The following is a 25,127-nucleotide window of genomic DNA, read 5'->3' as shown; positions in this document are numbered from 1 at the left end:
AAATTTTTGGATGAAAATCAATAAACAGAAGGCTCGCCCTCAGGCCGCGTCTTAAAGCGCCGGTGCACCCAGAGATACTGATCCGGATGACGGCGAATGTAGGCTTCAAGTTCCTTATTGAGACGCATCGTATCGGCTTCGGGATCCTTGGTTGGGAAATTCTCCAGAGGAGCAGAAATTTCAACGCGGTAGCCGTCTTCCGTCATGGTTGCAATGCACCAGACGACTTTTGCGCGCATCACGCGCGCAAGCCTCGAAACCATCGGGATCGTAGCGGCCTTCACGCCGAAAAAAGGCACGAAGATCGAATTTCGCGCGCCGTGATCCATATCGGGCAAATAGTAAAAGGGAAGCCCTTCACGGATGTGCTTCATCACCGTTCTCAGATCATTGTCGCCGGTCTTGGCGATGAGCACCGGGTTGCTGAAGCGCAGCCGCCCTTCGAGCAAGGCTTTGTCCCAGACGGGATTGCTCTGCTTCTGATAGAGCGACACGCCGCGCACATAGGTATTGAGCGCAATGCCCGCAGCGTCGAGCCCCGCGAAATGAGGCGACACCACAATGATCGGGCGATTCTCTCGATTGAGAAGGTGCTCAAGTCCCTCGAATTTGACCAGCGCCTGCACCTCTTCCTTTGTGCCCGTCCAGAGCGTGCCGTGATCGATCGCCGCGCGCGCGAGACGAACGTAGACGCGGCGCGCAAGCCTGATCCGCTCATCTTCGGAAAGCTCCGGAAAGCAAAGCCGCAGGTTGGTCAGAATAACGTGACGGCGTTTGGGCACTGCCTGCCAGAAAATCGCAGCTGCGCATCGCGCAAGCCCCCAGCGAGCGGGCATCGGCAAATGCCTGAACGAGCGGACAATGCGCACCCAGGCACGGGAAAAAGCTTCATTAAGGGACGACATCAGCGATGAGCTCCTTCTTCAGGCGGCGGAGCACCTCTCGGACGCTTGTAGCGGTTGTAGCTCCAGGCATATTGTTCAGGCATCCGGCGAATAATGCGCTCAATCATCCTGTTCATGGCGAGCGCGTCTTCATGAATGTCCCCCGTGAGCGGATCCGTCCACTCCTCGGCCTCCACCTTCCAGCCGTCATCCCCGCGCACGCCCCAGGCAAAAATGCGGATGGCGTCAAACTGGTGAGCGACCTTGACGGGAAGCGTCATCGTATAGGCGGGCCTGCCGAAGAAAGAAGCCCAGACGCCTTCGCCCTTGCTCGGCACCTGATCAGGGAGCGCGCCGAAGGTATTGCCTTCGCGCAGGCTGCGGATGATGCGCTTGACGCCGATAAGCGTCGTGGGAACGGCTTCAATCCCAGGCGCCTGACGGGCGTCGCCCACAACGGCGCGCAGAATCTTCTTTCTCGGCGGACGATAGAGAATCGTGATGCGGCGGCCGGTTTCCTTGTAGAGCGTCCCGGCGAGCCAGACCGGAAGCACTTCGAAGCACCCGACGTGAGGCGTCATGAAGACGATCGGGCGTCCGCTTCTCATGGCGTCTCCGATCAGCTTCTCCGCTTTTTCGTCCGCATGCACATGCTTAAGCACGGTTTCCACCGGACGATACCAAACCCAGATGCTCTCCATCGCCTGGCGCCCGGCATTGCGGCCGACGCGGGCAAAAATGCTTTTATGCGTGTATCCGGCCGCACACAAGTTAGCGCGCGTACGCCGGCGATACCCCGGCGCGAGCCAGAACACGAGTTCACCGATGAAGGCGCCGAAAAGCTGCAGGAAAGACAGCGGAAGTTTGGCAACGAGCGTGAGTAGCCTGTGCATGCGAAAGACAGTCTCCGATCCTGAAAGCGCAGCCCGCAGGGCTGAGCATTATTGCGGCGAATCATTAATTTTACTTGGGTCCCGGAACCTTTTTGCACCATGAATCCGCGGCACTCATCGTTTTCTCGCTTAAGGGAAACGATAGCCGCATCTGAAGCGAGCAGTTACTTCCGATATTTTTCTTGTTTACTCGTAGTCTGAGTCAAAGTTATTCGTCATCTCCCGCCGCTCTGCCTGACTCAAAAGAACCTCCTTCGTCAGATTCCTTTAATTCTTCATGCGTTATCATTGCGCCCGATTCGCCGAGTTAACAGGACAACTTGCGGGGCGAACAAGAAATTCCGCTAAAGCGTCTCCCGCATGGAGCCAAGACCAATGCGCAGAGCGCTTCTCCTTCTCAATTCTGGAGTTTTATGGCCATGGCCCACGAATATCTCTTTACTTCCGAATCCGTCAGCGAAGGTCATCCCGACAAAGTCGCAGACCAGATCTCTGACGCCGTTCTCGACGCCTGCCTCACCGAAGACCCGATGAGCCGCGTCGCCGCCGAAACGCTCTGCACCACCGGTCTCGTGGTGCTCGCCGGCGAAATCACGACCAACGCCAACGTCGACTACATCGGCCTCACGCGCAACGTTCTTAAGAAAATCGGCTACGACAATACCGACTACGGCATTGATCATCGCGGCTGCTCCGTGCTCGTCGGCTATGACAAGCAGTCTGCCGACATCAAGCAGGGCGTCGACCACGCAATGGACGACGAACTCAACCTCGGCGCCGGCGACCAGGGCCTGATGTTCGGCTTCGCCTGCGATGAAACGCCGACGCTCATGCCGGCTCCGATCTACTGCGCTCACCGCCTCATGGAGCAGCAGAGCAAGGTCCGCAAGAACGGCACGCTGCCCTTCCTGCGTCCCGACGCCAAGAGCCAGGTCACGATGCGCTACCGCGACGGCAAGCCTGTCGGCATCGACACGATCGTCATTTCCTCGCAGCACGCGCCGGAAATGTCCGACGGCACGAAGATGAAGCCCGAATTCACGGAAGCCATTGTTGAGAGCATCATCCGCCCGGTCATTCCTGCCGACTGGCTCAAGGACACGAAGTTCCTCATCAATCCGACCGGCCGCTTCGTCGTCGGCGGCCCGCAGGGCGACTGCGGCCTCACCGGACGCAAGATCATTGTCGACACCTACGGCGGCTACTGCCCGCACGGCGGCGGCGCCTTCTCGGGCAAGGACGCCACCAAGGTCGACCGTTCCGCCGCCTATGCCTGCCGCTATGTTGCGAAGAACATCGTCGCCTCGGGCCTCGCCACTTACTGCCTGGTGCAGGTCGCCTATGCGATCGGCGTTGCAGAACCGATGAACGTTACGGTCTTCACCAACGGCACGGGCCGCATCCCTGACGAGGAAATCGCTGCGCTCGTGCGCAAGCACTTCGATCTGCGCCCCCGCGGCATCATTCAGATGCTCGATCTGCGCCGTCCGATCTTCTCGAAGACCGCCGCCTACGGCCATTTCGGCCGCGAAGAGCCGGAATTCACCTGGGAAAAGACCGATAAGGCCGAAGCCCTCCAGGCCGCTGCCGGACTCTAACAGCCCTCGCAGACGCTTTTTCAGCAGAGCGTCTTCATAAGACGACTCGTCTGATACGCCAACGGGCGGCGCATCCTTCAACAGAAAGGACGCCGCCCGTTCTCTATTCCGCCGTATGATTTCTTCTTTACGGCAATGTTCCGACCTTCAGACGGCCGGAAATCCTCTTATTCGACTCTTTTCTAGCGATGACCAAAAAACGCGTTCTCACCGGCATCAACACCACCGGAACCCTGCATATCGGCAACTACGTCGGCGCCATCCGTCCGGCCATTCAGGACAGCCGCGATCCCAACGTTGAGAGCTTCTTCTTCCTCGCGGATCTGCACGCACTCATCAAGTGCCAGGATCCTGCCCGCATTGAAAGAAGCCGCATGCAGATTGCCGCGACCTGGCTTGCCGCAGGCCTTGATCCGGAACGCGTCACGCTCTACCGCCAGAGCGACATTCCTGAAATCCCGCTTCTCTGCTGGATGTTCGACTGCGTCATGAGCAAGGGGCTCCTCAATCGCGCGCACGCCTATAAGGCCGCCGTTGATGCCGCCACTGCCGCCGGCAAGGACCCGGACGCCGACGTCTCCATGGGACTCTTTTCCTATCCGGTGCTGATGGCTGCGGACATTCTGATGTTCAATGCGGAAGAAGTTCCCGTCGGCCACGACCAGCTCCAGCACCTCGAAATGGCCCGCGACGCCGCTCAGCGCTTCAACAACCTCTACGCCACGCCCGAGCATCCCTTCTTCGTGCTGCCGCAGGCAACGGGCGGCAGCAGCATCGAAGTGCTCCCGGGGCTCGACGGGCGCAAGATGAGCAAGTCCTACAACAACGTCATTCCGCTCTTTGAAGGCGGCCGCGCAGCGCTTGATGCCGCCATCGCGCGCATCGTCACCGACAGCCGGGCGCCGGGCGAACCGAAAGACCCCGACAGCACCTCGCTCACCGTCATCTTCGACGCATTCGCCACGCCCGAAGAACGTGAGAACTTCCGTGCAGAACTGCGTTCCGGCCTCGGCTGGGGCGAAGCCAAAAAGCGTCTTGCCGACCAGATCGACCGCGAGATTGGCCCGATGCGCGCCCGCTATGAAGAGCTGATGGCGCATCCTGCTCAGGTTGAAGAAATTCTGCAGGAAGGCGCCCGCAAGGCGCGTCTCATTGCAACGCCCTTCATGGCCGAACTGCGTCATGCCGTGGGCCTCAGAAGCTTCACCGAAATCGCCGCACCTCAGACAGCTAAAAAGAAGGCGCAGAAAGTGCAGCGCGCGACCTTCAAGCAGTACAGGGAAAAGGACGGGCGCTTCTACTTCAAGCTCATTTCCGCTGCGGGCGACGAACTGCTCCTTTCCGAAGGCTTTGAGTCCGGGCGGGATGCCGGCCAGTGGGTCGGCCGCCTGAAAAAGGAAGGCGCTGCGGCCCTTGAGGGCGCGCCGGTAAGCTTCCTTGAAGGCATCACGCGGGATGCGGTGGAGGCAGCCCTGCTCTCCTTCAGCGAAGAAGAGTAATTTTTCATAAGAATCAATAAATGAAGGCGGCTATAATGCCGCCTTCATCGCATCCGGGGAACATTCTCCGGCATGAGGACCAGGGGTTCGAGGAGCGCTGCGACGGAGTTTACTCACACGGAACTTCGCGAGGCTCGAACCGCTTGCGTCCGCATCCGCATTTCCAACGGCGCTCTCCTTCTTTCTTCTTTCAAGACGACAAATGGACGCTACTGAAAACTACGTCATCGCCGACCTTGGTCTTGCCGACTGGGGCCGCAAGGAAATTCAGATTGCCGAGGTGGAAATGCCCGGCCTCATGGCTATCCGGCGCGAATATGCCGCGAGTCAGCCGCTTAAGGGCGCCCGCATCTCCGGGTCGCTCCACATGACCATTCAGACCGCCGTGCTCATTGAAACGCTGACGGCGCTTGGTGCTGAAGTCCGCTGGGCGAGCTGCAACATCTTCTCCACGCAGGATCACGCCGCCGCCGCCATTGTGAAGGATGGCGTCCCGGTTTTCGCGCGCAAGGGCGAGACGATCGAGGAGTACTGGGCCTATACGCACCGCATCTTTGAGTGGCCTGACGGCGGCTACTCCAACATGATTCTTGATGACGGCGGCGACGCTACGCTGCTCCTCCATCTCGGCTCCCGCGCTGAAAAGAATCCGGAAGTCATTGCTCATCCGACGAGCGACGAGGAAACCGCTCTCTTTGCCGCCATCCGCGAGCATCTCGCCATTGATCCCAACTGGTATTCGAAGCGCCTCGAAAAAATCCTCGGCGTTTCCGAGGAAACGACCACCGGCGTGCACCGTCTCTACCAGATGAATGAACGCGGCGAGCTGCGCATCCCCGCCATCAATGTGAACGACTCCGTCACGAAGTCCAAGTTCGACAACCTTTACGGCTGCCGCGAATCGCTCGTTGACGGCATCAAGCGTGCGACCGACGTCATGGTCGCCGGCAAGGTCGCCGTTGTGGTCGGCTACGGCGATGTGGGCAAGGGCTGCGCCCAGGCGCTTCGCGCCCTTTCCGCCCAGGTCTGGGTGGTGGAAATCGATCCGATCTGCGCGCTTCAGGCGGCGATGGAAGGCTACCGCGTCGTCACGATGGACTTCGCCAAGGACAAGGCCGACATCTTCGTCACCGCCACGGGCAATGTCCGCGTCATCACGCACGATCACATGATCGCGATGAAGAATGAAGCGATCGTCTGCAACATCGGTCACTTCGACAGCGAAATTGATGTCGCCTCCATGCGTCAGTACAAGTGGGAAAACATCAAGCCGCAGGTCGACCACATCACGCTCCCGTCCGGCAACCGCATCATCCTTCTTGCGGAAGGCCGACTCGTGAACCTCGGCTGCGCCACGGGCCATCCCTCCTATGTGATGAGCTCCTCCTTCGCCAATCAGACGCTCGCGCAGATTGAACTCTTCTGCCATCACGACAAATATCCCGTCGGCGTCTACATCCTTCCGAAGCACCTGGATGAAAAGGTCGCTCGTCTGCAGCTCACCAACCTCAATGCAGAGCTTTCCGTGCTCACGGACGAACAGGCTGCCTACATCGGCGTCAGGAAGGAAGGTCCCTACAAGTCGGAAAACTACCGCTACTAATCCAGCGGAGCCCGATCTCGTGCGGCTTTATTCAAAGCCGCACGGACCGAAAATGCCCGGAAGAGTCAGTTCTCTTTCCGGGCATTTTTTTAGAAAATTCCGATATCCGTAATGATGAGGTCAAGCGGCAGATCATGCGGTTCAAAAAGAGATTCATCCACCTCATTGACCCCGTATGCAACGCCGAGGAGCCTGGGAGAAACGCCTGACCCGAGGAGCCCCGAGATGTAGCGATCAAAGTAGCCGCCGCCGTATCCTAGCCTCCTTCGCGAACGCGTCCAGCCGAGGCAGGGAATGAGAAGCACGTCGGGGATCACGCTGGCGCCGCCTGCCGGCCCGGGAATGCCGGCGGCGTCTGCAGCGAGCTTCTCGCGAGGATCCCAGAGCCGGTATTCCATGCGCGATGCTTCCCGATCCGTGCACCAGGGAAGCGCCAGGGCTCTCGCGCCGTCAGCCGCTCGCCATTCTGCAAGAACCGGATTGATGTCGGGCTCGCTCCCGATCGGCTGATACGTGCCGAGGGTGAGTACCCGGCGCTCCTCGGCCAATACGCGGGAAATCATCCTCAGAAGCCCTGCGCGCGCATCCATGCCAACCTTTCGCCTAAGTTCTCCCATGCGTTTGCGAATTGTCTGCTTTTCCGGCATTTTGAGAATTCTCCTGAGAGACGGCTTTTCCTGTCCGATCCTTCTAAGGAAGTAGGATAGGCTGAAGTGCTCCCCGCTATATTAGGATCCTCTTTCCGGTTTATGTGTTTTGCGGTTTTCCCCACTGATGCGCTGCTCCCATCTTTTTGCCCTGCTTCTCTTCTGCATCTCTTCGGCGCACGGGATATCCGCGGCAGCTGAAAGCGCAGAGAAGCCGACGCTCAATACAACCGAATCCCTCCCGGCGGCCCCCTCGGGAGAAGCGCAGCACCGCCGCGTCATCATCTCGCCCTCGCTCATTTCCATTCCGATTGCGGAGCGGCTGCAATCGCTTCGCGACCGCGAGGACAACCTGACGGTATGGCCCGAAGAGTCTGCTGTCAGCGTGAATCCGAAGGAAATCTTTGCCCGCGTCGACAAAGCTTTTGAAGCGCTCTCTCGGGATAACGCAACTAGAGAAGCCGCTGCAGGCGAAGCTGCTGACTTAGCGGCCCAGGTAACAGCATCCCTGATTGAAGAGCCCGTTTCCGACCCGCTCGACGATGCACTCCTCCTGCCTCATCCGGAAGCCCTGGATTATGTGTTTCTCGAAGCTAGAAACGCTTTTTCGCAGGGACGCCTCTCGGATCTTGAAGAAATTCTTCCGCTTCTTTCCGGGCATGAATTAAGCGCCTACCCGGAACTCTGGCGTCTGATTCTTCTCCTTAAGGCTCAACCCGATGATCCGGCAGTCAATCTGGAATTTGAGCGCTTCTTTGCGCTTCACCGGGATGAATATATTGCGGAAAACGCACTCCATGAATACCTGAAGATTGAAGCGGAAAGACTCAGCGCGGAAAGCTTTCTGAAGCTCTACAGCCAGCTTGTCTGGAATCAGGATGATCCGGATCTGCGGGCGTGGAATGCAATCCACCGCCTCCAGTCCGCTGCCGGGAAAAATGCCCGGGAAGAAGAGCTCAGCGCAGCAAAGCTTCTTTATCGCGATTCGGGTTCCCTTGCAAAGGAGTCCTATCAGCGGCTCGGGGATGCCATAGCCGGAGAAGACCGCTCATGGCTTTGGACGCGCGTTGTAGTGCTTCTGCAAAAAAGCGGTACCGGGAAAGAAATCAAGCGGGTTCTTGCCGAACTCCCCCGGCCGGAACTGCCGGCATCCATCAGGGAACTTCATGAAATCCTGGATCGACCGAATGCGTGGCTTCGGAGGCAAAAAAAAACTCGAACGCGTCCCCGCTCGTCTCGCAGTCTTTGCCTCGCTGCGCCTTTCACGCACGGATCCGGCAGCTGCAGCCCGGCTGGCCGAAGCTGCCGTAGATCCGAAGGCAGGGAGCTTCTGGAAATCACTCGTCTGGTCCCGCATCGGCTTCACGGCCATGTCCCGACTCGATCCGCGCGCACTCGGCTGGTTTGCCAGAGCCGGATCCGATCTCTCCCGCATGCCTTATGCCGTCTCCTCACCCGAGCAGCTGAAGGCCTGGCGCGCACGCGCGGAACTGCGGGCAGGAAACTGGTATTCCCTCGGCAAAGCCATCGACGTCATGAATGAAGCCTCGCGCAGCGAGGAAGTCTGGACATACTGGAAGGGGCGTTCTTATGCGGCGCGCGGCCTCAATGACCTCGCCCGCACGGAATATGAAAAGATCGCAAACCGCATCACTTTTTACGGGAAGCTCTCCGCTGATGCGCTCGGTCGTCCCTATGCGTTCTCCCATCCTCCGAAGGAAATGCCGAAAGCGTCAGAAATCGCTCAATGGGGGAAAAATCCTTCCATACGCCGCGCCGAAGTGCTCTACCGCATGCAGCTTTACCGGGAAGGTCATCGGGAATGGAATTGGGCCATGCGGGGCATCAGTCCCTATGAGTCGATTGCGCTTGCAGCCTACGCCCGCCAGGAGCGGCTGGTGCACCGCATGATTAATACCAGCATGAAAAGCGGCACCGACCTTGTCGTCATCGAACAGCGCTTCCCCAGACCTCACGCAGAACTCATTGAACGCGTGAGCAGTGCCCAGGAACTGCCGGCCTCCTGGGTCTACGGGCTGATCCGCCAGGAATCCCGCTTTATCCCGGCGGTAAGCTCATCCGTAGGCGCGCGCGGCCTGATGCAGCTCATGCCGGGAACGGCATCCTGGACCGCCCGGCAGCTTGGCATCGAGCACTATGACGAAGGGCGCAACCTCACGGAACTCGAGATGAACCTTGTTCTCGGCTCAGCCTATCTGCATATGCTTTATGCCGACTCGGGGGAAAGCTTCATCCTGGCGACGGCCGCATACAATGCCGGCCCTCGCCGCGCCCGCATCTGGCGGAACACCCTCTCGGATGCAATGGAAGCCGCAGTCTTCATCGAAACCATCCCCTATTTTGAAACCCGGGAGTATGTGAAGAACGTGCTTGCCAATATGCAGACCTATTCCATGCTGACGGGCGAACCGATAAAAAATTTCACCGGCTTTCTCGGCAAAGTCACCCCCAGCCTCGCAGAAGCCAAAGATCTTCCCTGACCTTCTCCAGGATCCGATATGCAGATTTATTCCGTCGGCGGCTTTGTCCGCGATACGCTGCTCAGGCGTCGGGGATTCCCGGCAGTCCCGGGCGACCATGACTGGGTTGTCGTCGGCGAAACGCCTGAAGCCATGATTGAGCGCGGCTTTCTTCCCGTGGGCGAAGACTTTCCTGTTTTTCTACATCCCAAAACGCACGAAGAATATGCCCTTGCGCGCACAGAGAGAAAAACAGCGCCCGGCTATCACGGCTTCGTGTTTCATGCCTCGTCCGACGTAACGCTCGAGGAAGACCTGCGGCGCCGTGATCTGACGATCAATGCGATCGCCATGGATAAAAATGGGGAGCTATACGATCCCTATGGAGGCGCCGAAGACATTGCCCGCGGCATCATCCGCCATGTGAGCGAAGCCTTCAAGGAGGATCCTGTCCGCATTCTTCGGGTCGCGCGATTCGCCGCACGCTTTCCGGGATTCTCCATTGCGCCGGAAACCATGACGCTCATGCGGGGAATGGTCGATTCCGGCGAAGCAGATGCGCTTGTCCCCGAACGCGTGCTTCAGGAATTCGTAAAGGGACTCTCTGCTCCCGTCCCCTGCCGGATGCTCGACGTGCTGATTGAATGCGGCCTCTGGCACAGGCTCTACCCGGAAATCAAGCTCTCCGGCGCTGTCCGGGCCCGCCTTTACCGGACCTGCCGCGAAGGCCTCCCGACTTCTCTGCGGCTCGCCGCGCTTGTTTCCGGCCTGCCGGACGGCAGTCAGGCAAAAGGCTTCCTATCCCGCCTGCGCGCAAGCGCTGAAGCACAGGATCTTGCCAAAATCCTCGGCGACTCAATGACGGCGCTCGCAGAACTCTCAACGCCGGAAAATGTCTCGAGCTTCTTTCAGCGTTACGACGCGGTGCGCAGACCGGCAAGGATGACCCTGCTGCTCGACTTCCGCGCCAAGGCGCTTCCTGAAGCAGTGCATGGGGAAGCACCGGACGCATTGCTGCGCGCCGCTCTGTCGGCATGGTGCGGCATTGATGCCGGAAGCATCGCCCGCAGCGCACCGACGCCGAGAGACATCCCGACGCGCGTGCTTGCCGCCCGCAAGGAAGCCATTGCAGCGCTCTGGCAGCACTAGAAAAGAAGCTTCCCTAAAACGAGCGCGAGCACGGCAAGGAGAATCGTGCTCATAAAGGGAAGCTCTACCTTGCGGCCGAGAATGGAAAAATTCAGGTCGCCCGGAAGCCTTCCGAGACCAAAACGCCTCAGCTGAGGCATAGCGCCTAAGAGCAGAAGCAGAATGATGAAAATAACAAGAGCCCAACGCATGATTGGACTCATTCTAACGGACGCCGGAAGGCGCCCTAGAATGCGAGTTTTCCTCTTCCGTGCTTCGGATTACCCATGCTCCACACTTCACCGGAAAGCCTGCGATTCACCTGCCGAAGGATTTTCATCCGCGGCCTGAGGCTTTCCTGCCGCATCGGCGCATATGAGAATGAACGCACAAAACCGCAGACCGTCCTCGTAGACTGCGATCTCTGGGTTCGCCTGTCCGCATCCACAAGCGCGCGGGACAATCTCGCCGACGTGCTCAACTACGATCTGGCCGTTGAGGCCATCCGCAAGGCGGCATCAGGAGAGCACATTGATCTTCAGGAAACCCTCGTTGACCGGATGACCACAGCGCTTGCCGAACTCCCCGGCGTGGAGCTCGTTCGCGTTGCCACGGCAAAACCTGAAGCCTATGAAGATGCCGACGCCGTCGGCATTGAATCCTGGCGAGTCCCGGAAAAATAGCAGCTAACACAATCCATGTCCGACACCATTCCCATCTACAGCACCCCGACCGGCGAAACGCCGCCGAATGAGCGCAACCGCAAATCCGTTTCCCAGAAAAAACTGGAAAAGCGCGTCGTGCGTCTGACCGCCCAGGCGATTACCGATTTCGGCATGATCAACGAAGGCGATAAGGTCATGGTGGCCATGAGCGGCGGCAAAGACAGCTATGTGCTGCTCGATACGCTTAAGACCCTTCAGTCGCGCGCGCCCATTCATTTCGACCTCCTCGCCGTCAATGTGCACCAGCACATTCCGCACTTCCCGCTCGACGAACTTAAGCGCCAGCTTGAAGCTTCAGGCGTCCCCTATCACATTGAGGATCAGGACACGAACTCCCTGATTCAGAAGCTGATTCCGGAAGGCAAGAACGTTTGTTCGCTCTGCGCGCGCCTGCGCCGCGGCATTCTTTACCGCGTAGCACGCGAACAGGGCTGCAACAAAATTGCCCTCGGCCATCATATGGACGACATCGTCAGCACGCTGCTCCTCAATCTTTTTTACGGCGGCCGTCTGAAGGCAATGCCTCCCGTACTCATGAACGACCGCAAGGAGTGCGTCGTCATCCGGCCGCTCGCCTACGTTCGTGAGGCCGAAACGGAGAAGCTCGCGAAAATCCGAGGCTATCCGCTTGCCGCCAAGGGCATCTGCGGCGCCGGCGAAAACCTCAAGCGTCAGGAAATCAAGGCGCTCATGAAAAGCTGGGACCGTGAATTTCCCGGCCGCATCTACAACATCTTCATGAGCCTCACGCGCGTCTCGCCCTCGCACCTGATGGACCAGAGGCTCTACGACTTCCGGAACTTCAGGTTCCTGCTCCCCGACCCGTCGCTGCAGGCAACTGAGGACGAATAAGGCTAACGCGGCAACATTCTTGTCCCGGCGACTTCGCTAGAATCGTTGCTGCTTCAAACTTTCCGACACCCGCCTGCATGAACCCGGGCGGATCAACTTTAAGAAATACGACAACGTCATCAAATGAGAACTCGTTCGCTCAAAGTAATTGACATGGCCGTTCATCAAGTGGCCACCACCACACCGCAACAAACGATTCATGACTGCGCGCTTCAGATGCGTCGCGAACATGTCGGCAGTCTTGTCGTTGTGGATGAAGACGCCAAGCCTATCGGCATGATTACAGACCGCGACATCACCATTGAAGGAGTCGCCCTTGGTCGCGATCTGAACGAAGCGACTGTTGGCGATCTGATGACAACGCCGGTCGTTACTTCCACGGAAAATGAAGGCATGGTCATGGCGCTTGCGCGCATGCGGGAAAACGGTATCCGGCGCCTCCCCATCGTCGACGACTCCGGTCGTCTCGTGGGCGTCGTCACCAACTCGAACCTCATCAAGGAACTCTCCGAACTTCTCGACGGCCTGGTTCGAAACATCAGTTCGTCAAAGACCCGGGAGGTCGCCCTGCGTTCAGAATAAACCGTACGTAAATAGACTCGCCTCGCATTAAAAAAACGCCGGACCTTGAATTCCGGCGTTTTTTTATTCTTCATGTTCCACGTGAAACATCTCCCTGCAGGGAATGCCGGCGATGTTCCACGTGAAACATTCTCAGGTTCGCGTCTTACTTCTTTTTCTTTTTTTCGGAGCCGAGGCGCGGAATGGAAGGCGGAACGAAATCTCCCGACTGCAGCGCGGAAACCCGGCTTTCAGCCGTCTCAAACATCGAGCTTGCCCGGCCGACAATCAACGGATCCACTGCGCCGATAGCCTTCAGATCACGCTTGGCGTAAGGGATCTGCCTCAGCACGTAGCGCATGGCGTTCAGGCGGGCCCGCTTCTTATCGTCGGACTTGATGACCGTCCAGGGCGCCTCAGGCGTATCGGTAGCAAAGAACATTGCTTCCTTGGCGCGCGTATAGTCGTCCCACTTGTTGCGCGAAGCTTCATCAATCGGCGAAAGCTTCCAGCGCTTGAGCGGCGACACCTTGCGCTCGCGGAACCGCCGATCCTGTTCCTCGCGCGAAACCGAGAACCAGAACTTGATCACATAGGTTCCGGAGCGCACCAGATTGCGTTCAAATCCAGGGACTTCGCGCATGAATTCATAGTATTCATCATCGGTGCAGAATCCCATCACGCGCTCGACGCCGGCACGGTTGTACCAGGAGCGGTCAAAGAAAACCATTTCCCCGCGCGTGGGAAGATGCTCAACATAACGCTGGAAATACCACTGCCCCTGCTCGCGTTCGGTCGGCTTTTCCAGAGCCACCACGCGGGCGCCACGGGGGTTGAGGTGCTCCATGAAGCGCTTGATGGTTCCGCCCTTGCCTGCGGCATCGCGGCCTTCAAAAATAATGACAACCTTTTGACCGGTCTCCTTCACCCAGGCCTGGAGCTTCAAAAGTTCGACCTGAAGCTTGAACTTTTCCTCTTCGTAAACACTGCGGCGCAGCCGATTAATGTACGGATACGCACCGTTGAGCCAGTTGGGGTTGAGCTGATTTTCCTCAGCCTCCCGATCTTTTTCCTTTTTGCTCTGCCGGGAGGAAATTCGATCAATCAGATCCGTCAGGATGGCGAAGCGGTCTTTTTCAGACTGCCCGTTGAGAATCTCATGAATGAGCTCCTCCTTGCGGGTATAGGCGCTAGCCGTACGCTTCAGCTTGATGTGATTCACCACATCACGCACATTTCGAAAGCGCGGCGGACGATCGAGCTTCTCATTGACATAAGGCGGTTCTTCGCGCTTCTTTTTAGGCGCCGCCTCATCTTTCTGAAGAGATTCCGATTCCGCGGGAGAAAGGGGCTGAGTGGGATTATTTTTATTTTCTTCAGTCATTTTTCAAATCCATATGAGGGGTTGAAGCGGACTTTCTGCCGGCACAGATCAAAATCAATCTGAAGAAGAGCCGGCGGCATCCCGCTCATGGATGAGCCAGGCATAAATCTCCTGACGGGGGATCCCCGTTCGACGAGCTGCGATGGCGGCAAGTTTTGATGCCGGCATTTCCGGTGCGAGATCGCGCAGCCATGCCTCAGCTTCCGCTGTAAGTCCCTCCTCTTTAGGAGGTTCTTCATCCACAAGAACAACATACTCCCCGCGGGGGTCATGCGTCGATGCGAATTTCCCGAGGTCTCCCGCATTCATGGCGGATATGGTTTCGAATTTCTTGGTGAGTTCCCGCGCCACAACCACGCGCCGCCCGGATGAGAGCACCTCAGCTAAATCTTCAAGCAGAGCCAGAATTCTGTGGGGAGCTTCATACAAAACAAAAGGCTCCCGACGTGAACGGAGCGCCTCGACGGCCTGCCGGCGCGCCTTGGGCTGCGGAGGCAAAAAACCGATAAACGTGAAGCCCGCCCCCAGAAGACCTGATGCAGAGAGTGCCGTAACGGCAGCCGCAGGCCCCGGCACAGGAATAACGCGCCGGCCTACGCCATGCAGATACTCCACCACGCGTGCTCCGGGGTCCGACACGGCAGGGGTGCCCGCATCCGTCACCATTGCAACGCGCTTGCCTTCAGCAAGAAGGGCTTCAATTTGCTCCGCTCCGTGCCGTTCGTTATGCTCACGAACAGAAATCAGCCTTGCATCTATTCCAAAGCGCTCGAGAAGCTTTCTTGTTTCCCGGGTATCTTCCGCTGCGATGACATCCGCACGGGAAAGAACCCAGAGAGCGCGCAGCGTAATGTCGCCCATATTGCCGATTGGTACGCCCACGATGTAGAGGCACGCGGCTGGCAGTTCCTGCTGAGGCAGGCCTGCCGCCTTCATCAGCACATCATCGGACCAAAGATTATTTAGGGAATTCATGCCGTTTTCTCGTCGTTCTTTTGTTGCTTGCCTGAGTTTTCTGGCGGCTGCCGGCTCGTGTATGGCCTCGGATGCTTCCGCGCCGCTCACTGCTGCAGAAGTCGCCGCCCCATCGCGACAGCTTACCTTCGCTCTTCTCATGCCGCCTGAAGACTCGCCTGTTCATGCGGCAGCGCGTATTGTCGGCAACGGTCTGCTGGCGGCCAACCAGACGAGCGCTCGCCCGGCCAACATTCTCGTAATTGAGGCTCAGAAAGGCTCTTCCATTGAAGAGCAGCTTCAGGCCGCAGCGCTTGCAGGAGCGGATGCCGTCATCGGACCGATTGAACGCGAAGCCGTAACACGCCTTGCTGAATTGCCCTCGCTGCCGCTCCCTGTCGTTGCTCTCAATTCTGCCGAAGGCTCGAGGAGCCAATATCCTCCGAAGCTCGTCATTCTGTCTATTTCCACGGAAGCCGAAGCCGAATGGATTGCCAGACTGGCGATCAGAGCGCTCCCCGCGCAAACGGAGAAGGGCACGCTCCCGAAAGTGGCAGTCATTGCCGGAAGCGCTCCCTGGGAAACGAGGATTGCCGAAGCCTATGCCCGTACGCTTGCTCATGCAGGCATTCAATACGAAATCCAGAGACTTGACCCGGAAAAGCTTTCCGAGCTGCAGGCCCATTTTGAACCCGTCCTCAATGAGGAAGACGAGCAAAAGCTCAATGCGCTCGCCCACGAGCAGCTTGCCAAGGCAGAGTCGGAGAACGATCGCAAGCGCATTTCCCGCTCGATTGCCAATATGCGCCGCACGAAGATAGCCACTGCAGAGCCGCCGTTCCAGGCCGCGCTTTTTGCGCTGAGCGCACAGGAAGCGAGTCTCGTAAGAAACAGATTGCCTCTGCGCATGCGGGTCTGGTCAACCTCTGCCACAAACCCGGGCGATCCTGCCACGAGCTCGACAGCAACCACCCTTGCCTACGATCTCGAAAAGCTCGTTTTCAGCGAATGCCCTCTCGTCGTTCGTTACGACGCGCAAAGCTTCGAAGCCCGCTTTGAAACGGCAATGCCCTATTCCCTCTCCGCCAAGAGGCTCTTTGCGCTCGGCGTTGATGCCCGAGAAATTGCGGCTCAATGGTCGCAGCTGCGCACGCAGATCCAGTATCACGGGGAAACCGGCAGCCTTGAACTCAACAGACTTAAGAGCCCTGTCATTGCCCGGGAGCCGCAGAGCGTTATTGTGCGCAGCGGCAGACTCGTAGAGGTGCCGCAGGATGTCGTCGCCAAAACAGAACTGCCGAACATTGAACCGCCTCCGGATCCGGCTTCAATGACGTTCGTTCCGGTGAAGGAGGTCGAGCACGACGTTCGGCGCGAATCCGTGAAAGGCATTGTTATCTCCGACCCGGGCCCCGGACCTGCTCCGACGCCCATGCTTCAGAAGACAATGCCCGCACGCACGCCGTCGTCCGAAGCACCTGCAGCGCCGTCGCTCGGCGGCGTGCCGCTCTCAGGCGAAACAATCACCCCGAGCGAAATGCCTGGAACGCCGCAGCTCTGACGCGCTTTCTTTCGGGCAGAATGCCGGACACGCTTCAATGCAGCCGGCATCTGAAGGCCGGCAAGTTAAACTGCCGGCCCTTTCGTCTTCAACCCACTTCATCCTTTCCTCATGGCACTCATCACGCTTTCTGACGCTCACCTCGCCTACGGCGATCTGCCGCTTCTTGACGAGGCAGCACTCTCTATCGAACCGGGCGAACGCGTCGGTCTGATCGGCCGCAACGGAACCGGAAAAAGCTCTCTTCTTTCGGTGCTCGCCGGCAAGCAGCTGCTCGATGACGGACAAATTCAGCGACAGGACGGACTCATTGTTCACTATGTCGAACAGGAACCCATCCTCCCGGAAGCGCCGACATTCCGAGAAAGCCTTATTGCCCGCGGCAATATCGAAAGCATTGCGGATGAAAAAGAGAAGTGGCGGCTTTACGCAAAGCTTGACGAAAATCTTTCCCGCTTTGAACTCAATCCCGATGGCGATCCGAAGCTTGCTTCGGGCGGCGAAAGAAAGCGCGCAGCACTTGCCCTCGCCTTCACGCTTGCACCGCAGCTGATGCTCCTCGACGAACCGACGAACCACCTCGACATGAGGGCGATTTCGCTCCTTGAAAACATCTGTCGGGATGAACTCAAGAATCAGCGCTCGCTCGTCGTCATTACGCATGACCGAGCCTTCCTTGACAATGTCGCTACGCGCATCGTTGAGCTTGACCGAGGCACGCTGCGCTCGTACCCGGGAAACTTTTCCGCTTATGAAGCGCGAAAAGAAGAGGAGCTTGCTGCAGAAGCGCTCGAACGCCGGCGATTCGACAAATTCTGGGCGCAGGAAGAGGTCTGGATCCGCAAAGGCATAGAAGCCCGCCGTACCCGCAATGAAGGCCGCGTGCGGCGGCTCGAAGCTCTGCGCCGCGAACGCGCGGCACGGCGCGAACAGATGGGGTCGATCCGCCTTGCAATTGATGCCGGCGAAAAAAGCGGAAAGATCGTTGCCGAAGTTACGGGACTCTCCAAATCGTTTGGCAATCATGTCGTCGTGAAGGATCTGGACTTCACGCTGATGCGCGGCGACCGCCTTGGCCTTATCGGTCCCAATGGCGCCGGCAAAAGCACGCTTATCAAGCTGATCCTCGGAAAGCTCAAGCCCGACGCGGGGAAGGTCAAGCTCGGCACAAACCTGCAGATAGCGTACTTCGACCAGCTTCGCGAACAGCTCGACCTCAACAAGACTGTCGCTGAAACCATTGCTCCGGGATCCGACTGGGTTGAAATCGGCGGCGAACGCAAGCACGTCATTGCTTATCTCGGCGACTTCCTCTTCCCGCCCCGTCGCGCCAATGTGCGCGTCAGTTCGCTCTCGGGCGGCGAAAGAAACCGCCTTCTCCTTGCACGCCTTTTTGCACTTCCGGCAAACCTGCTCGTGCTCGATGAACCGACCAACGATCTCGACATCGACTCTCTTGAACTGCTTGAGCAAACGCTGGCGTCATACCCCGGCACAATCATTCTTGTCAGCCACGACCGCCGCTTCCTCGACAACGTCGTAACGGAAGTGCTTGCACCTGAAGGCAATGGGAAATGGCGTGAATACGTCGGCGGCTATGCGGAATGGTTTGCGCAGCGTCCCGCTGAAGCACTCCCGGTGAAAAAAGCGTCGCCCTCGAAGGAGGAGGAGAAGAAGGCAAAGCCTAAAGCTCAGGTTCAGCAGAAAATCAAGCTCTCCTGGCGGGAAAGCCGTGAACTTGAAGCTCTGCCGGAAAAACTTGAAGCCCTTGAAAAGGAACAGTCCGACCTCATCGCCCGCATGAGTGAAGGAAGCTATCACACAAAGCCCGTTGATGAAATCAAGGCCGACAAGAGTCGTCTGGATGCGCTGGAAAATGAAATCAGCGCGGGCTATGCGCGCTGGGAGGAGCTCTCCGCCAAAGCCTGAAAACTTTCTCTAATTCCTTGTTCCATATAAAAAAGACCGGTTCTGATGCCTTACGATCAGCCCGGTCTTTTTCTATCGCTGCGCGAAGCGGAGATCCGTTATTCCGCTCCCTTCACGAAGCCCTTAACGGAAAGATAGCGCTCGCCCGTATCAAAGTTCATGAGAAGAATCCGGGCATTTTTATCGAGTTTCGGCAGAAGCCCGGCAACCGCAGCAAGTACAGCGCCCGTGGAAATGCCGACGAGAAGACCTTCCTTCGCTGCCGCAAGCTGTGCGTACGTGAAGGCATCGTCGTCAGCGACATCGAGAAATTCATCAATCGCCGTGCGGTCCAGATTCTCCGGAATGAAATTGGCGCCGATGCCCTGAATGCGATGCGGACCCGCCTTCCCTTCCGTAAGGAGCGGACTCGACTTGGGCTCAACGGCATAAGTGCGAAGCTTCGGCCAGGCTTTCTTGAGCACGCGGGAAATGCCGGAAACATTGCCGCCGGTGCCGAACGCAGAAATGAATACATCAAGACCTTCCGGGAAATCCTTCAGAATTTCCGGGCCGGTATGAAGCTCGTGCGCGCGCGGATTGCTCGGATTGCTGAATTGACCTGCAACCCAGGCCCCGGGAATTTCCTTCGCGAGTTCAGCTGCGCGATCGACCGCACCCTTCATGCCGAGCTTGCCCGGGGTGAGCACGAGTTCTGCGCCGTAAGCCTGCGCCAGAAGGCGGCGCTCAATGCTCATGGACTCAGGCATGACGAGAATCATGCGATATCCGAGAACAGCGCTCACCATAGCGAGGCCGACGCCGGTATTGCCGGAAGTCGGTTCAATGATGGTTCCGCCGGCCTTGAGCTCGCCCCTTGCTTCCGCATCCCGAACCATCTGAAGCGCAATGCGCTCCTTAATGGAGCCGCCGGGATTTCCCCTTTCAAGCTTCATCCAGACTTCGTTTTCCGGGAACAGCCGCGAAAGACGAACTGCCGGCGTATTGCCGATAAGATCAAGCACCGAGGATACTTTGCTCATAGGAATATTCTCCTTATTGCCTCATTCAGGCCTGCCGAACGTGGCGTTCAATTTCTATTGACGCTTAGGATGATATGCCTTTTAAAGAAGAATGTCAGGGTATTCCCTTAATATTAGACGCCTCCAAACGGCTCTTTTCTGATATAGCTTTACAGATTGCCATACTGGGCTCAGTGTTTCTGCATAGGCAGGAACCGTTACTAAGAGCCTGCCCAAAGAAAAACAAATAGGATCCAGTACGCCATGGGCCGATCAAGTGAACTCGATGGACTGACTACGCTCCCGGAGCTTCTCACGCACAGCATTCGCAAATGGGGAGACCGCGAGGCACTCAGGCAGTTCGACCGCTCCTCAAGCACGTGGGAAAGCTGGAGCTACAAGGAGCTTGGCGAACACGTTCTTGAGTGGCGCCGCGCCTATGAAGTCATGGGGCTTCGTCCAGGCGACCGCATCGCGATCCTGATGCCGAACGGCCGCGATCATGTATGCGCCGACCAAGCCGCCCTCGCAAACGGTCTTATCCCGGTTCCCCTGCATGCGATCGATACGCCGGGGGCAAGCGCCTTCATCATGATCGACAGCCAGGCATGCACGCTTGTAACCAACAAGCTTTCGCGCTGGAAGCAGATCCGCGCGACCGGCGTGCAGATGCCGGACCTGAGCACGGTGCTCATCACCGATCCGGGCGAAACAGAAGACCATGAAGACGGACGCTTCCACATAAAGAGCCTGGCTTCCGTTCTGGAACTTGGGAAAAGCGTCCCTGCGGACAGTCTTCCCTCCGGCCCGCTCGAAGATGATCTTGCCGGCATTGTCTACACTTCCGGCACGACAGGCCGTCCGAAGGGCGTCATGCTCACACACAGGAATATTGTGAGCAACGTGAAGGCAACGCTCGAATGCGTGTCTCCCCGTGAAGGCGATATATTCCTCTCCTTCCTCCCGCTCTCGCACACCTTTGAGCGTACTGCCGGCTACTATCTTGCGCTTGCCACCGGCTGCACCATCGCGTACAACCGCTCGGTGCTGCTCCTCGCTGAAGACCTTAAGGTCATTCGCCCGACCGTCATCATTTCGGTTCCGCGCGTCTACGAGCGCATCTATGCCCGTGTTCAGGACAAGCTCCGCAAATCCAAGCCTATTGCACGCAAGCTTTTCGATTGGGCTGTTGAGGTCGGCTGGCGCGATTTCTGCCGCCGCAACCGCCTGCCGATAGAAGAAAGCTCTCGCTCCTGGCTTGACGGCATCATCCGCCTCACGCTCGTGCGCCGCATGGCAGACATGCTGCTCTCGCAGTTCGGCGGCCGGCTTCGCATTGCCATTTCCGGCGGCGCCGCGCTCAACCACAAGGTTGCCCGCGCCTTCTGCGGCCTCGGGCTGCCGATCATTCAGGGCTACGGCATGACGGAAGCGAGTCCGATCATTGCCGGCAACTGCGTTGAATTCAATCAGCCGAACACCGTCGGCAAGCCTTTCTGCAATGTTGAGGTTCGTCTTGCCGAAGGCAACGAAATTCAGATCCGCGGTCCTTCCATCATGAAGGGCTACTGGCATCGTCCTGCGGATACAGCCGCCGCCTTTACCAAGGACGGCTGGCTCCATACCGGCGATGTCGGCGAATTCAATTCGGACGGCATGCTCTGCATCAAGGGCCGCATCAAGGAGATCATCGTCACCTCGACCGGCGAAAAGATTCCTCCTGCCGATCTTGAATCCGCCATTGAAACGGATCCGCTCTTCGAGCAGTGCTACGTCGTCGGGGAAAACCGCCCGTACCTCACGCTCATCACCTGCGTGAATAAGGACGAATGGGCAAGGTTTGCCGAATCGCTCGGACTCGACCCGAATGATCCGCAGAGCCTCAACAACCCGGCAGCACGCACCTCAGCACTGAAGCGTGCCAAGGCTGCGGCTTCAGACTTCCCGAACTATGCGCTCCCCCGCGCCGTTCTTCTGACGAACGAGCCCTGGACCATCGAAAACGGACTCATTACGCCGACGCTCAAGCTTAAGCGCGGTCCGCTCTCGAAAAAATTCGAAACGGAGATTGCCCGCGTCTATGCTACGCACGGCTGATCCGCAGGCTTACGGACTGTAGTTATTCCGCAGCCGGCTCTTCTCATGCGGGAAGAGTCGGCTTTTTTAAGCCTATTGCGTCCCCGAGCCGCTTAGAATCGCTTCCTTCAGAACTACCCTTATCCCGCGTCTTCATGACCAGCACTAACCACTTCGTCCCGCAGCCGCGCAAGCTCCTGCCCAATTGGATGATCGGTCTTTCCGACCGCGTGATGGATTACTACACCGGCCGCTATCTGCACTGCGATCCGGTTATTCTCAAGAATCCGCCGCCCCCGCAGGAAGGACACCAGTACATGCTCTACGCGCATGTTCCTTTCTGCCACACGCTCTGCACCTACTGTACGTTCCATCGATTCCTCTTCAAGGAATGGAAGGCTCGCGAATATTTCAAGAACCTTCGCCGCGAAATGGATTACGTAAAGGCGCTCGGCTACGACTTCACGGCCATGTACGTGGGCGGTGGCACCACCACGATTCTTGAGGACGAGCTCATCAAGACGCTCGAACATGCCAAGAAGCTCTTTCCTTCAATCAAGGAAATTTCCTGCGAGACCGACCCGCAGGTCATCACCACGCCGCAGTTCCGGAATCTTCAGGGACTTGTCGACCGCATGTCGATCGGCGTGCAGAGCTTCAACGACGACATCCTCAAGCTCTCAGACCGCTATGAGAAGTTCGGCTCGGGCGAACAGATTTTCGAACGTCTGCAGTACGCTCAAGAGCTTTTCCCGGTCTGCAACATCGACATGATGTTCGGATTCCGCGGTCAGTCGCTCGACGTTCTCCATGACGACATGGAGAAAATCGTCAAGCTCAACCCGCGACAGACTACCACCTACCCGCTCATGGTCACCTCTCAGACGCGCCAGAGCGTGAAGGGCACCATTGCAGCCACAGGCATCGAGCTCGCGGACCAGTACCGCTGCATCCTCGATACTTTCGGCAACCGCTACCGCCAGCTCACATCCTGGACCTTCGGACAGACGAACAACGAAGGCTTCGATGAATACGTGGTCGACCACGACGAGTACCTCGGCGTGGGCTCGGGCGCATTCAGCTTCCTCAACAACAGCCTCTATGTAAACACTTTCAGTCTTCGCCGCTACGGCGAACGCATTGCTGCAGGCAATACCGGCGTTGAGCGCAGAAGAGAGTTCGACAAGCACGCGATCATGCAGTACCGCCTGATGCTCGGCCTCTTTGCGCATCGACTCTCAAGAAAATATTTCCGGGAGGTGCACGGCATCAACGTCGACCGCTACCTCATGAAGGAAATGCTCGGCCTGCGCATTTCGGGCGCCATCAAGGATGACCCCAACGACCCCGACCGCATCATCGTCACCGATGCCGGAAAGTTCCTCGGCCTCGTAATGATGAAGGCCTTCTATGCCGCCATGGATCAGGTGAGAGCGGAGCTGCGCGCGCCTCTGAAGGAAGAGGACATGTAATCCGCAATCAAACAGATTCCGGTTGAAGCAAAGGAGAGACGCCGAAAGGTTCTCTCCTTTTCTATTTTTAAACGAGTACGCAGTCTCCAAATTCCCGATCATTTTTCTCAGGAATTCATTCGATTAGGGTTAACTTGCAAAGGCTGCCCGTTCGGTTTTGATCTGTATTAAACCGTTGTTAGAAACATTTAAAAACAATACGGAGTGCTTATCCAAAACTGCTCCTTAAGAGGTAGTACTCAGCCTGCGGCTTGACTATGGCACACGATAGAATGCAACCGTTCGTAGGAGTCTCCCACGGCTAGTGCCTATGGGATTTGCTTCTGCTCAAAAGAAAACATCGTCGATTGAGAATGACGACCCTGGCGGTGCAGGCAGAAATTCAGACAGTCTGCCTGATGAGCCGTCCGTCGCTCTTTACGACGAGCCAAAACTGAGGAAAGAATTGCGCTTCCCGAAATCACCCAAAGGATTCCGGGATTCTGCCGTCTTCCTCAACGGAGAATGTATCCATGACGACCACGGTTCGTACGTTCCTGCCTGGCGACAATGCCTACGGCCAGAACGGTCCCGCCTTCCAGGGCAACCTTCGCAAGGGTGAACTGCGCGGCATCATCCATATCAACAAGAATCACTGCGTCGGCTGCGACACCTGCAGCAAATTCTGCCCGACCGATGCCATTAAGGGCGGTCTCGGCTCCAAGCACGAGATCATTGACGACGCGTGCATTTACTGCGGCCAGTGCCTCATCGCCTGCCCGTTCAACGCCATCGAACAGATGAGCTTCGTCGACAAGGTCGAACGCGTCCTTGACGCGAAGGACCGCATTGTCGTCGCTCAGCCCTCGCCGGCTGTCCGCGTCTCGATCTGTGAAGAATTCGGCGGCGAACCGGGTGAACTCTCGACCGAACAGCTCGTCAACGCGCTTGAAGCTGCTGGCTTCGTCACCTACGACTGCAACTCGACGGCCGACCAGACGATCATTGAAGAAGGCACGGAATTCGTCAAGAAGATCCAGTACTGGGTCCTCGGCGAACGCGGCCCGGAAGTTGATGAACAGGGCAAGCACCCGTTCCCGCACTTCACGTCCTGCTGCCCGGGCTGGGTCAAGTACGCTGAAACGTACGCCGCCGACATGCTCCCGCACCTCTCCACCGCGAAGTCTCCGCTTCAGATGGGCGGCACGCTGGCGAAGACCTGGGCCGCCAAGTACGTGCTCAAGTGCGATCCCCGCAAGGTCTTCTTCGTTTCCGTCACGCCCTGCACGGCCAAGATCTTTGAGGCTGCCCGCCCCGAAATGAATTCGGCCTGGCGCTGGCTCATCGCCAACAAGGAAATTCCGGCCGATACGCCTGAATTCCAGGATATCGACGCCTCGCTTACGGCTCGCGATCTCGCCGAGCTCCTCCGCCGCAAGGGCATTAATCCGCTCCTTATGCCGAAGACCCGCGAACGTGCTCCGCTTGAAGTCTATTCCGGTGCCGGCACGATTTTCGGCTGCTCCGGCGGTGTTATGGAAGCGGCGCTCCGTACCGCCTACTTCGCGCTCGCCGGCAAGGAACTCGACAAGGCCGACATTGAAGTCGTCCGCGGCCACAACAACGCCATCGTTGAAGCGACGATCCCGGTGCCCATCAAGGCGCTCGGCGGCAAGACCTACGACGTGCATGTCTGCGTCGTGAACGGTGCCAACCAGGGGCTGAAGGAAGTCCTCCATCGCGTGCGCGTCGACAAGAACCGCTATCACTTCATCGAAGTGATGAACTGCCCCGGCGGCTGCGTCAACGGCGGCGGTCAGCCTGTTCAGTCCTCCGGCACTGCCTGGCTCAAGCCCACCACGCCGCTCCCCCTGCGCGTCTAATTCCTGACTGAGGTTCAA

The 25,127-nt window shown here is 58.0% G+C and carries 20 protein-coding genes and 1 riboswitch; of the genes, 13 read left to right on the top strand and 7 right to left on the bottom strand.

What is annotated here, in order from left to right; translation table 11 throughout:
• Window positions 1–17: 17 nt before the first annotated feature.
• Together GBM95_RS00430 and GBM95_RS00425 are read right to left on the bottom strand one after the other, a co-directional pair.
• Window positions 18–905, bottom strand: a complete 888-nt coding sequence (locus GBM95_RS00430) for a lysophospholipid acyltransferase family protein (protein ID WP_152157275.1) — start codon at window positions 903–905, stop codon at window positions 18–20.
• Window positions 905–1,777, bottom strand: coding sequence for a lysophospholipid acyltransferase family protein (locus GBM95_RS00425; RefSeq protein ID WP_152157274.1), 873 nt, complete (start codon window positions 1,775–1,777; stop codon window positions 905–907). The genes GBM95_RS00430 and GBM95_RS00425 overlap by 1 nt, the downstream gene beginning before the upstream one ends.
• Window positions 1,778–2,196: 419 nt before the next feature.
• On the opposite strand from GBM95_RS00425, the gene metK reads away from it, so the two are divergent.
• From metK to ahcY, 3 genes are all read left to right on the top strand, one after another.
• Window positions 2,197–3,375 carry a methionine adenosyltransferase gene (metK, locus tag GBM95_RS00420; protein WP_152157273.1) on the top strand — a complete coding sequence of 393 codons (1,179 nt, stop codon included), beginning with the start codon at window positions 2,197–2,199 and terminating at the stop codon, window positions 3,373–3,375.
• 188 nt (window positions 3,376–3,563) lie between these two features.
• Window positions 3,564–4,874 carry a tryptophan--tRNA ligase gene (locus tag GBM95_RS00415; protein WP_152157272.1) on the top strand — a complete coding sequence of 437 codons (1,311 nt, stop codon included), beginning with the start codon at window positions 3,564–3,566 and terminating at the stop codon, window positions 4,872–4,874.
• Between the two features lie 83 nt (window positions 4,875–4,957).
• Window positions 4,958–5,056, top strand: a riboswitch (S-adenosyl-L-homocysteine riboswitch).
• A 20-nt stretch (window positions 5,057–5,076) separates the two neighbouring features.
• The gene (gene ahcY, locus GBM95_RS00410) at window positions 5,077–6,477 is read left to right on the top strand and encodes an adenosylhomocysteinase (protein WP_152157271.1); all 1,401 of its coding nucleotides are present in this window, start codon (window positions 5,077–5,079) and stop codon (window positions 6,475–6,477) included.
• Between the two features lie 89 nt (window positions 6,478–6,566).
• Here ahcY and GBM95_RS00405 read toward each other — a convergent pair whose 3' ends face one another.
• Window positions 6,567–7,124: a 5-formyltetrahydrofolate cyclo-ligase gene (locus tag GBM95_RS00405; RefSeq protein WP_226963089.1), complete on the bottom strand. Its 558-nt coding sequence runs from the start codon at window positions 7,122–7,124 to the stop codon at window positions 6,567–6,569.
• Between the two features lie 1,187 nt (window positions 7,125–8,311).
• Here GBM95_RS00405 and GBM95_RS12485 point away from each other — a divergent pair.
• Window positions 8,312–9,625, top strand: a complete 1,314-nt coding sequence (locus tag GBM95_RS12485; RefSeq protein WP_226963088.1) for a lytic transglycosylase domain-containing protein — start codon at window positions 8,312–8,314, stop codon at window positions 9,623–9,625.
• Between the two features lie 18 nt (window positions 9,626–9,643).
• Window positions 9,644–10,753, top strand: coding sequence for a CCA-adding protein (locus GBM95_RS00395; RefSeq protein ID WP_152157269.1), 1,110 nt, complete (start codon window positions 9,644–9,646; stop codon window positions 10,751–10,753).
• Here the strand turns inward: GBM95_RS00395 and GBM95_RS00390 are convergent.
• The gene (locus GBM95_RS00390) at window positions 10,750–10,944 is read right to left on the bottom strand and encodes a DUF2905 family protein (protein WP_152157268.1); all 195 of its coding nucleotides are present in this window, start codon (window positions 10,942–10,944) and stop codon (window positions 10,750–10,752) included. The genes GBM95_RS00395 and GBM95_RS00390 overlap by 4 nt on opposite strands.
• Window positions 10,945–11,019: 75 nt before the next feature.
• Between GBM95_RS00390 and GBM95_RS00385 the strand changes: the two genes are divergently transcribed.
• From GBM95_RS00385 to GBM95_RS00375, 3 genes are all read left to right on the top strand, one after another.
• Complete coding sequence (locus GBM95_RS00385) at window positions 11,020–11,415, top strand: dihydroneopterin aldolase (protein ID WP_152157267.1); 396 nt, start codon at window positions 11,020–11,022, stop codon at window positions 11,413–11,415.
• A 15-nt stretch (window positions 11,416–11,430) separates the two neighbouring features.
• The gene (ttcA, locus tag GBM95_RS00380; protein WP_152157266.1) at window positions 11,431–12,309 is read left to right on the top strand and encodes a tRNA 2-thiocytidine(32) synthetase TtcA; all 879 of its coding nucleotides are present in this window, start codon (window positions 11,431–11,433) and stop codon (window positions 12,307–12,309) included.
• Window positions 12,310–12,432: 123 nt separating this feature from the next.
• On the top strand, window positions 12,433–12,891 hold the full coding sequence (locus tag GBM95_RS00375; protein WP_139688265.1) for a CBS domain-containing protein: 459 nt from the start codon (window positions 12,433–12,435) through the stop codon (window positions 12,889–12,891).
• 145 nt (window positions 12,892–13,036) lie between these two features.
• Here the strand turns inward: GBM95_RS00375 and ppk2 are convergent, their stop codons facing one another.
• Window positions 13,037–14,254 (bottom strand): polyphosphate kinase 2, encoded by a 1,218-nt coding sequence (gene ppk2, locus GBM95_RS00370; protein WP_152157265.1) that lies wholly within the window; start codon window positions 14,252–14,254, stop codon window positions 13,037–13,039.
• Window positions 14,255–14,308: 54 nt separating this feature from the next.
• Window positions 14,309–15,319, bottom strand: a complete 1,011-nt coding sequence (gene rsmI / locus GBM95_RS00365; protein ID WP_319643756.1) for a 16S rRNA (cytidine(1402)-2'-O)-methyltransferase — start codon at window positions 15,317–15,319, stop codon at window positions 14,309–14,311.
• On the opposite strand from rsmI, the gene GBM95_RS00360 reads away from it, so the two are divergent.
• Both GBM95_RS00360 and GBM95_RS00355 read left to right on the top strand, forming a co-directional pair.
• Window positions 15,291–16,769 carry a penicillin-binding protein activator gene (locus tag GBM95_RS00360; protein WP_152157264.1) on the top strand — a complete coding sequence of 493 codons (1,479 nt, stop codon included), beginning with the start codon at window positions 15,291–15,293 and terminating at the stop codon, window positions 16,767–16,769. The genes rsmI and GBM95_RS00360 overlap by 29 nt on opposite strands.
• A 111-nt stretch (window positions 16,770–16,880) precedes the next feature.
• Window positions 16,881–18,698, top strand: a complete 1,818-nt coding sequence (locus GBM95_RS00355) for an ATP-binding cassette domain-containing protein (protein WP_152157263.1) — start codon at window positions 16,881–16,883, stop codon at window positions 18,696–18,698.
• A gap of 98 nt (window positions 18,699–18,796) precedes the next feature.
• On the opposite strand, the gene cysK is transcribed toward GBM95_RS00355, so the two are convergent.
• The gene (cysK, locus tag GBM95_RS00350) at window positions 18,797–19,720 is read right to left on the bottom strand and encodes a cysteine synthase A (RefSeq protein ID WP_152157262.1); all 924 of its coding nucleotides are present in this window, start codon (window positions 19,718–19,720) and stop codon (window positions 18,797–18,799) included.
• Window positions 19,721–19,963: 243 nt separating this feature from the next.
• On the opposite strand from cysK, the gene GBM95_RS00345 reads away from it, so the two are divergent.
• From GBM95_RS00345 to GBM95_RS00335, 3 genes are all read left to right on the top strand, one after another.
• Window positions 19,964–21,796, top strand: coding sequence for an AMP-dependent synthetase/ligase (locus GBM95_RS00345; protein WP_152157261.1), 1,833 nt, complete (start codon window positions 19,964–19,966; stop codon window positions 21,794–21,796).
• A gap of 134 nt (window positions 21,797–21,930) precedes the next feature.
• Complete coding sequence (locus GBM95_RS00340) at window positions 21,931–23,247, top strand: coproporphyrinogen III oxidase family protein (protein ID WP_152157260.1); 1,317 nt, start codon at window positions 21,931–21,933, stop codon at window positions 23,245–23,247.
• Between the two features lie 512 nt (window positions 23,248–23,759).
• The gene (locus GBM95_RS00335) at window positions 23,760–25,109 is read left to right on the top strand and encodes a [Fe-Fe] hydrogenase large subunit C-terminal domain-containing protein (RefSeq protein WP_152157259.1); all 1,350 of its coding nucleotides are present in this window, start codon (window positions 23,760–23,762) and stop codon (window positions 25,107–25,109) included.
• Window positions 25,110–25,127: the final 18 nt, after the last annotated feature.

This window comes from Sutterella seckii, from assembly GCF_009183815.1.
In the GTDB taxonomy this organism is placed as follows: domain Bacteria; phylum Pseudomonadota; class Gammaproteobacteria; order Burkholderiales; family Burkholderiaceae_F; genus Sutterella; species Sutterella seckii.
The sequence above is the reverse complement of the archived record's forward strand: the minus strand, read 5'-3'. Positions and strand labels throughout refer to the sequence as shown.

What these genes read in the sequence shown, in the direction of transcription:
- GBM95_RS00345 (WP_152157261.1), top strand. Translation starts at nt 19,964, where the DNA reads ATGGGCCGATCAAGTGAACTCGATGGACTGACTACGCTCCCGGAGCTT.
- GBM95_RS12485 (WP_226963088.1), top strand. Translation starts at nt 8,312, where the DNA reads ATGCGTGGCTTCGGAGGCAAAAAAAAACTCGAACGCGTCCCCGCTCGT.
- GBM95_RS00390 (WP_152157268.1), bottom strand. Translation starts at nt 10,944, where the DNA reads ATGCGTTGGGCTCTTGTTATTTTCATCATTCTGCTTCTGCTCTTAGGC.
- GBM95_RS00395 (WP_152157269.1), top strand. Translation starts at nt 9,644, where the DNA reads ATGCAGATTTATTCCGTCGGCGGCTTTGTCCGCGATACGCTGCTCAGG.
- ppk2 (WP_152157265.1), bottom strand. Translation starts at nt 14,254, where the DNA reads ATGACTGAAGAAAATAAAAATAATCCCACTCAGCCCCTTTCTCCCGCG.
- metK (WP_152157273.1), top strand. Translation starts at nt 2,197, where the DNA reads ATGGCCCACGAATATCTCTTTACTTCCGAATCCGTCAGCGAAGGTCAT.
- GBM95_RS00340 (WP_152157260.1), top strand. Translation starts at nt 21,931, where the DNA reads ATGACCAGCACTAACCACTTCGTCCCGCAGCCGCGCAAGCTCCTGCCC.
- GBM95_RS00335 (WP_152157259.1), top strand. Translation starts at nt 23,760, where the DNA reads ATGACGACCACGGTTCGTACGTTCCTGCCTGGCGACAATGCCTACGGC.
- ahcY (WP_152157271.1), top strand. Translation starts at nt 5,077, where the DNA reads ATGGACGCTACTGAAAACTACGTCATCGCCGACCTTGGTCTTGCCGAC.
- ttcA (WP_152157266.1), top strand. Translation starts at nt 11,431, where the DNA reads ATGTCCGACACCATTCCCATCTACAGCACCCCGACCGGCGAAACGCCG.
- GBM95_RS00355 (WP_152157263.1), top strand. Translation starts at nt 16,881, where the DNA reads ATGGCACTCATCACGCTTTCTGACGCTCACCTCGCCTACGGCGATCTG.
- GBM95_RS00415 (WP_152157272.1), top strand. Translation starts at nt 3,564, where the DNA reads ATGACCAAAAAACGCGTTCTCACCGGCATCAACACCACCGGAACCCTG.
- GBM95_RS00425 (WP_152157274.1), bottom strand. Translation starts at nt 1,777, where the DNA reads ATGCACAGGCTACTCACGCTCGTTGCCAAACTTCCGCTGTCTTTCCTG.
- GBM95_RS00385 (WP_152157267.1), top strand. Translation starts at nt 11,020, where the DNA reads ATGCTCCACACTTCACCGGAAAGCCTGCGATTCACCTGCCGAAGGATT.
- GBM95_RS00405 (WP_226963089.1), bottom strand. Translation starts at nt 7,124, where the DNA reads ATGCCGGAAAAGCAGACAATTCGCAAACGCATGGGAGAACTTAGGCGA.
- GBM95_RS00430 (WP_152157275.1), bottom strand. Translation starts at nt 905, where the DNA reads ATGTCGTCCCTTAATGAAGCTTTTTCCCGTGCCTGGGTGCGCATTGTC.
- GBM95_RS00375 (WP_139688265.1), top strand. Translation starts at nt 12,433, where the DNA reads ATGAGAACTCGTTCGCTCAAAGTAATTGACATGGCCGTTCATCAAGTG.
- cysK (WP_152157262.1), bottom strand. Translation starts at nt 19,720, where the DNA reads ATGAGCAAAGTATCCTCGGTGCTTGATCTTATCGGCAATACGCCGGCA.
- GBM95_RS00360 (WP_152157264.1), top strand. Translation starts at nt 15,291, where the DNA reads ATGGCCTCGGATGCTTCCGCGCCGCTCACTGCTGCAGAAGTCGCCGCC.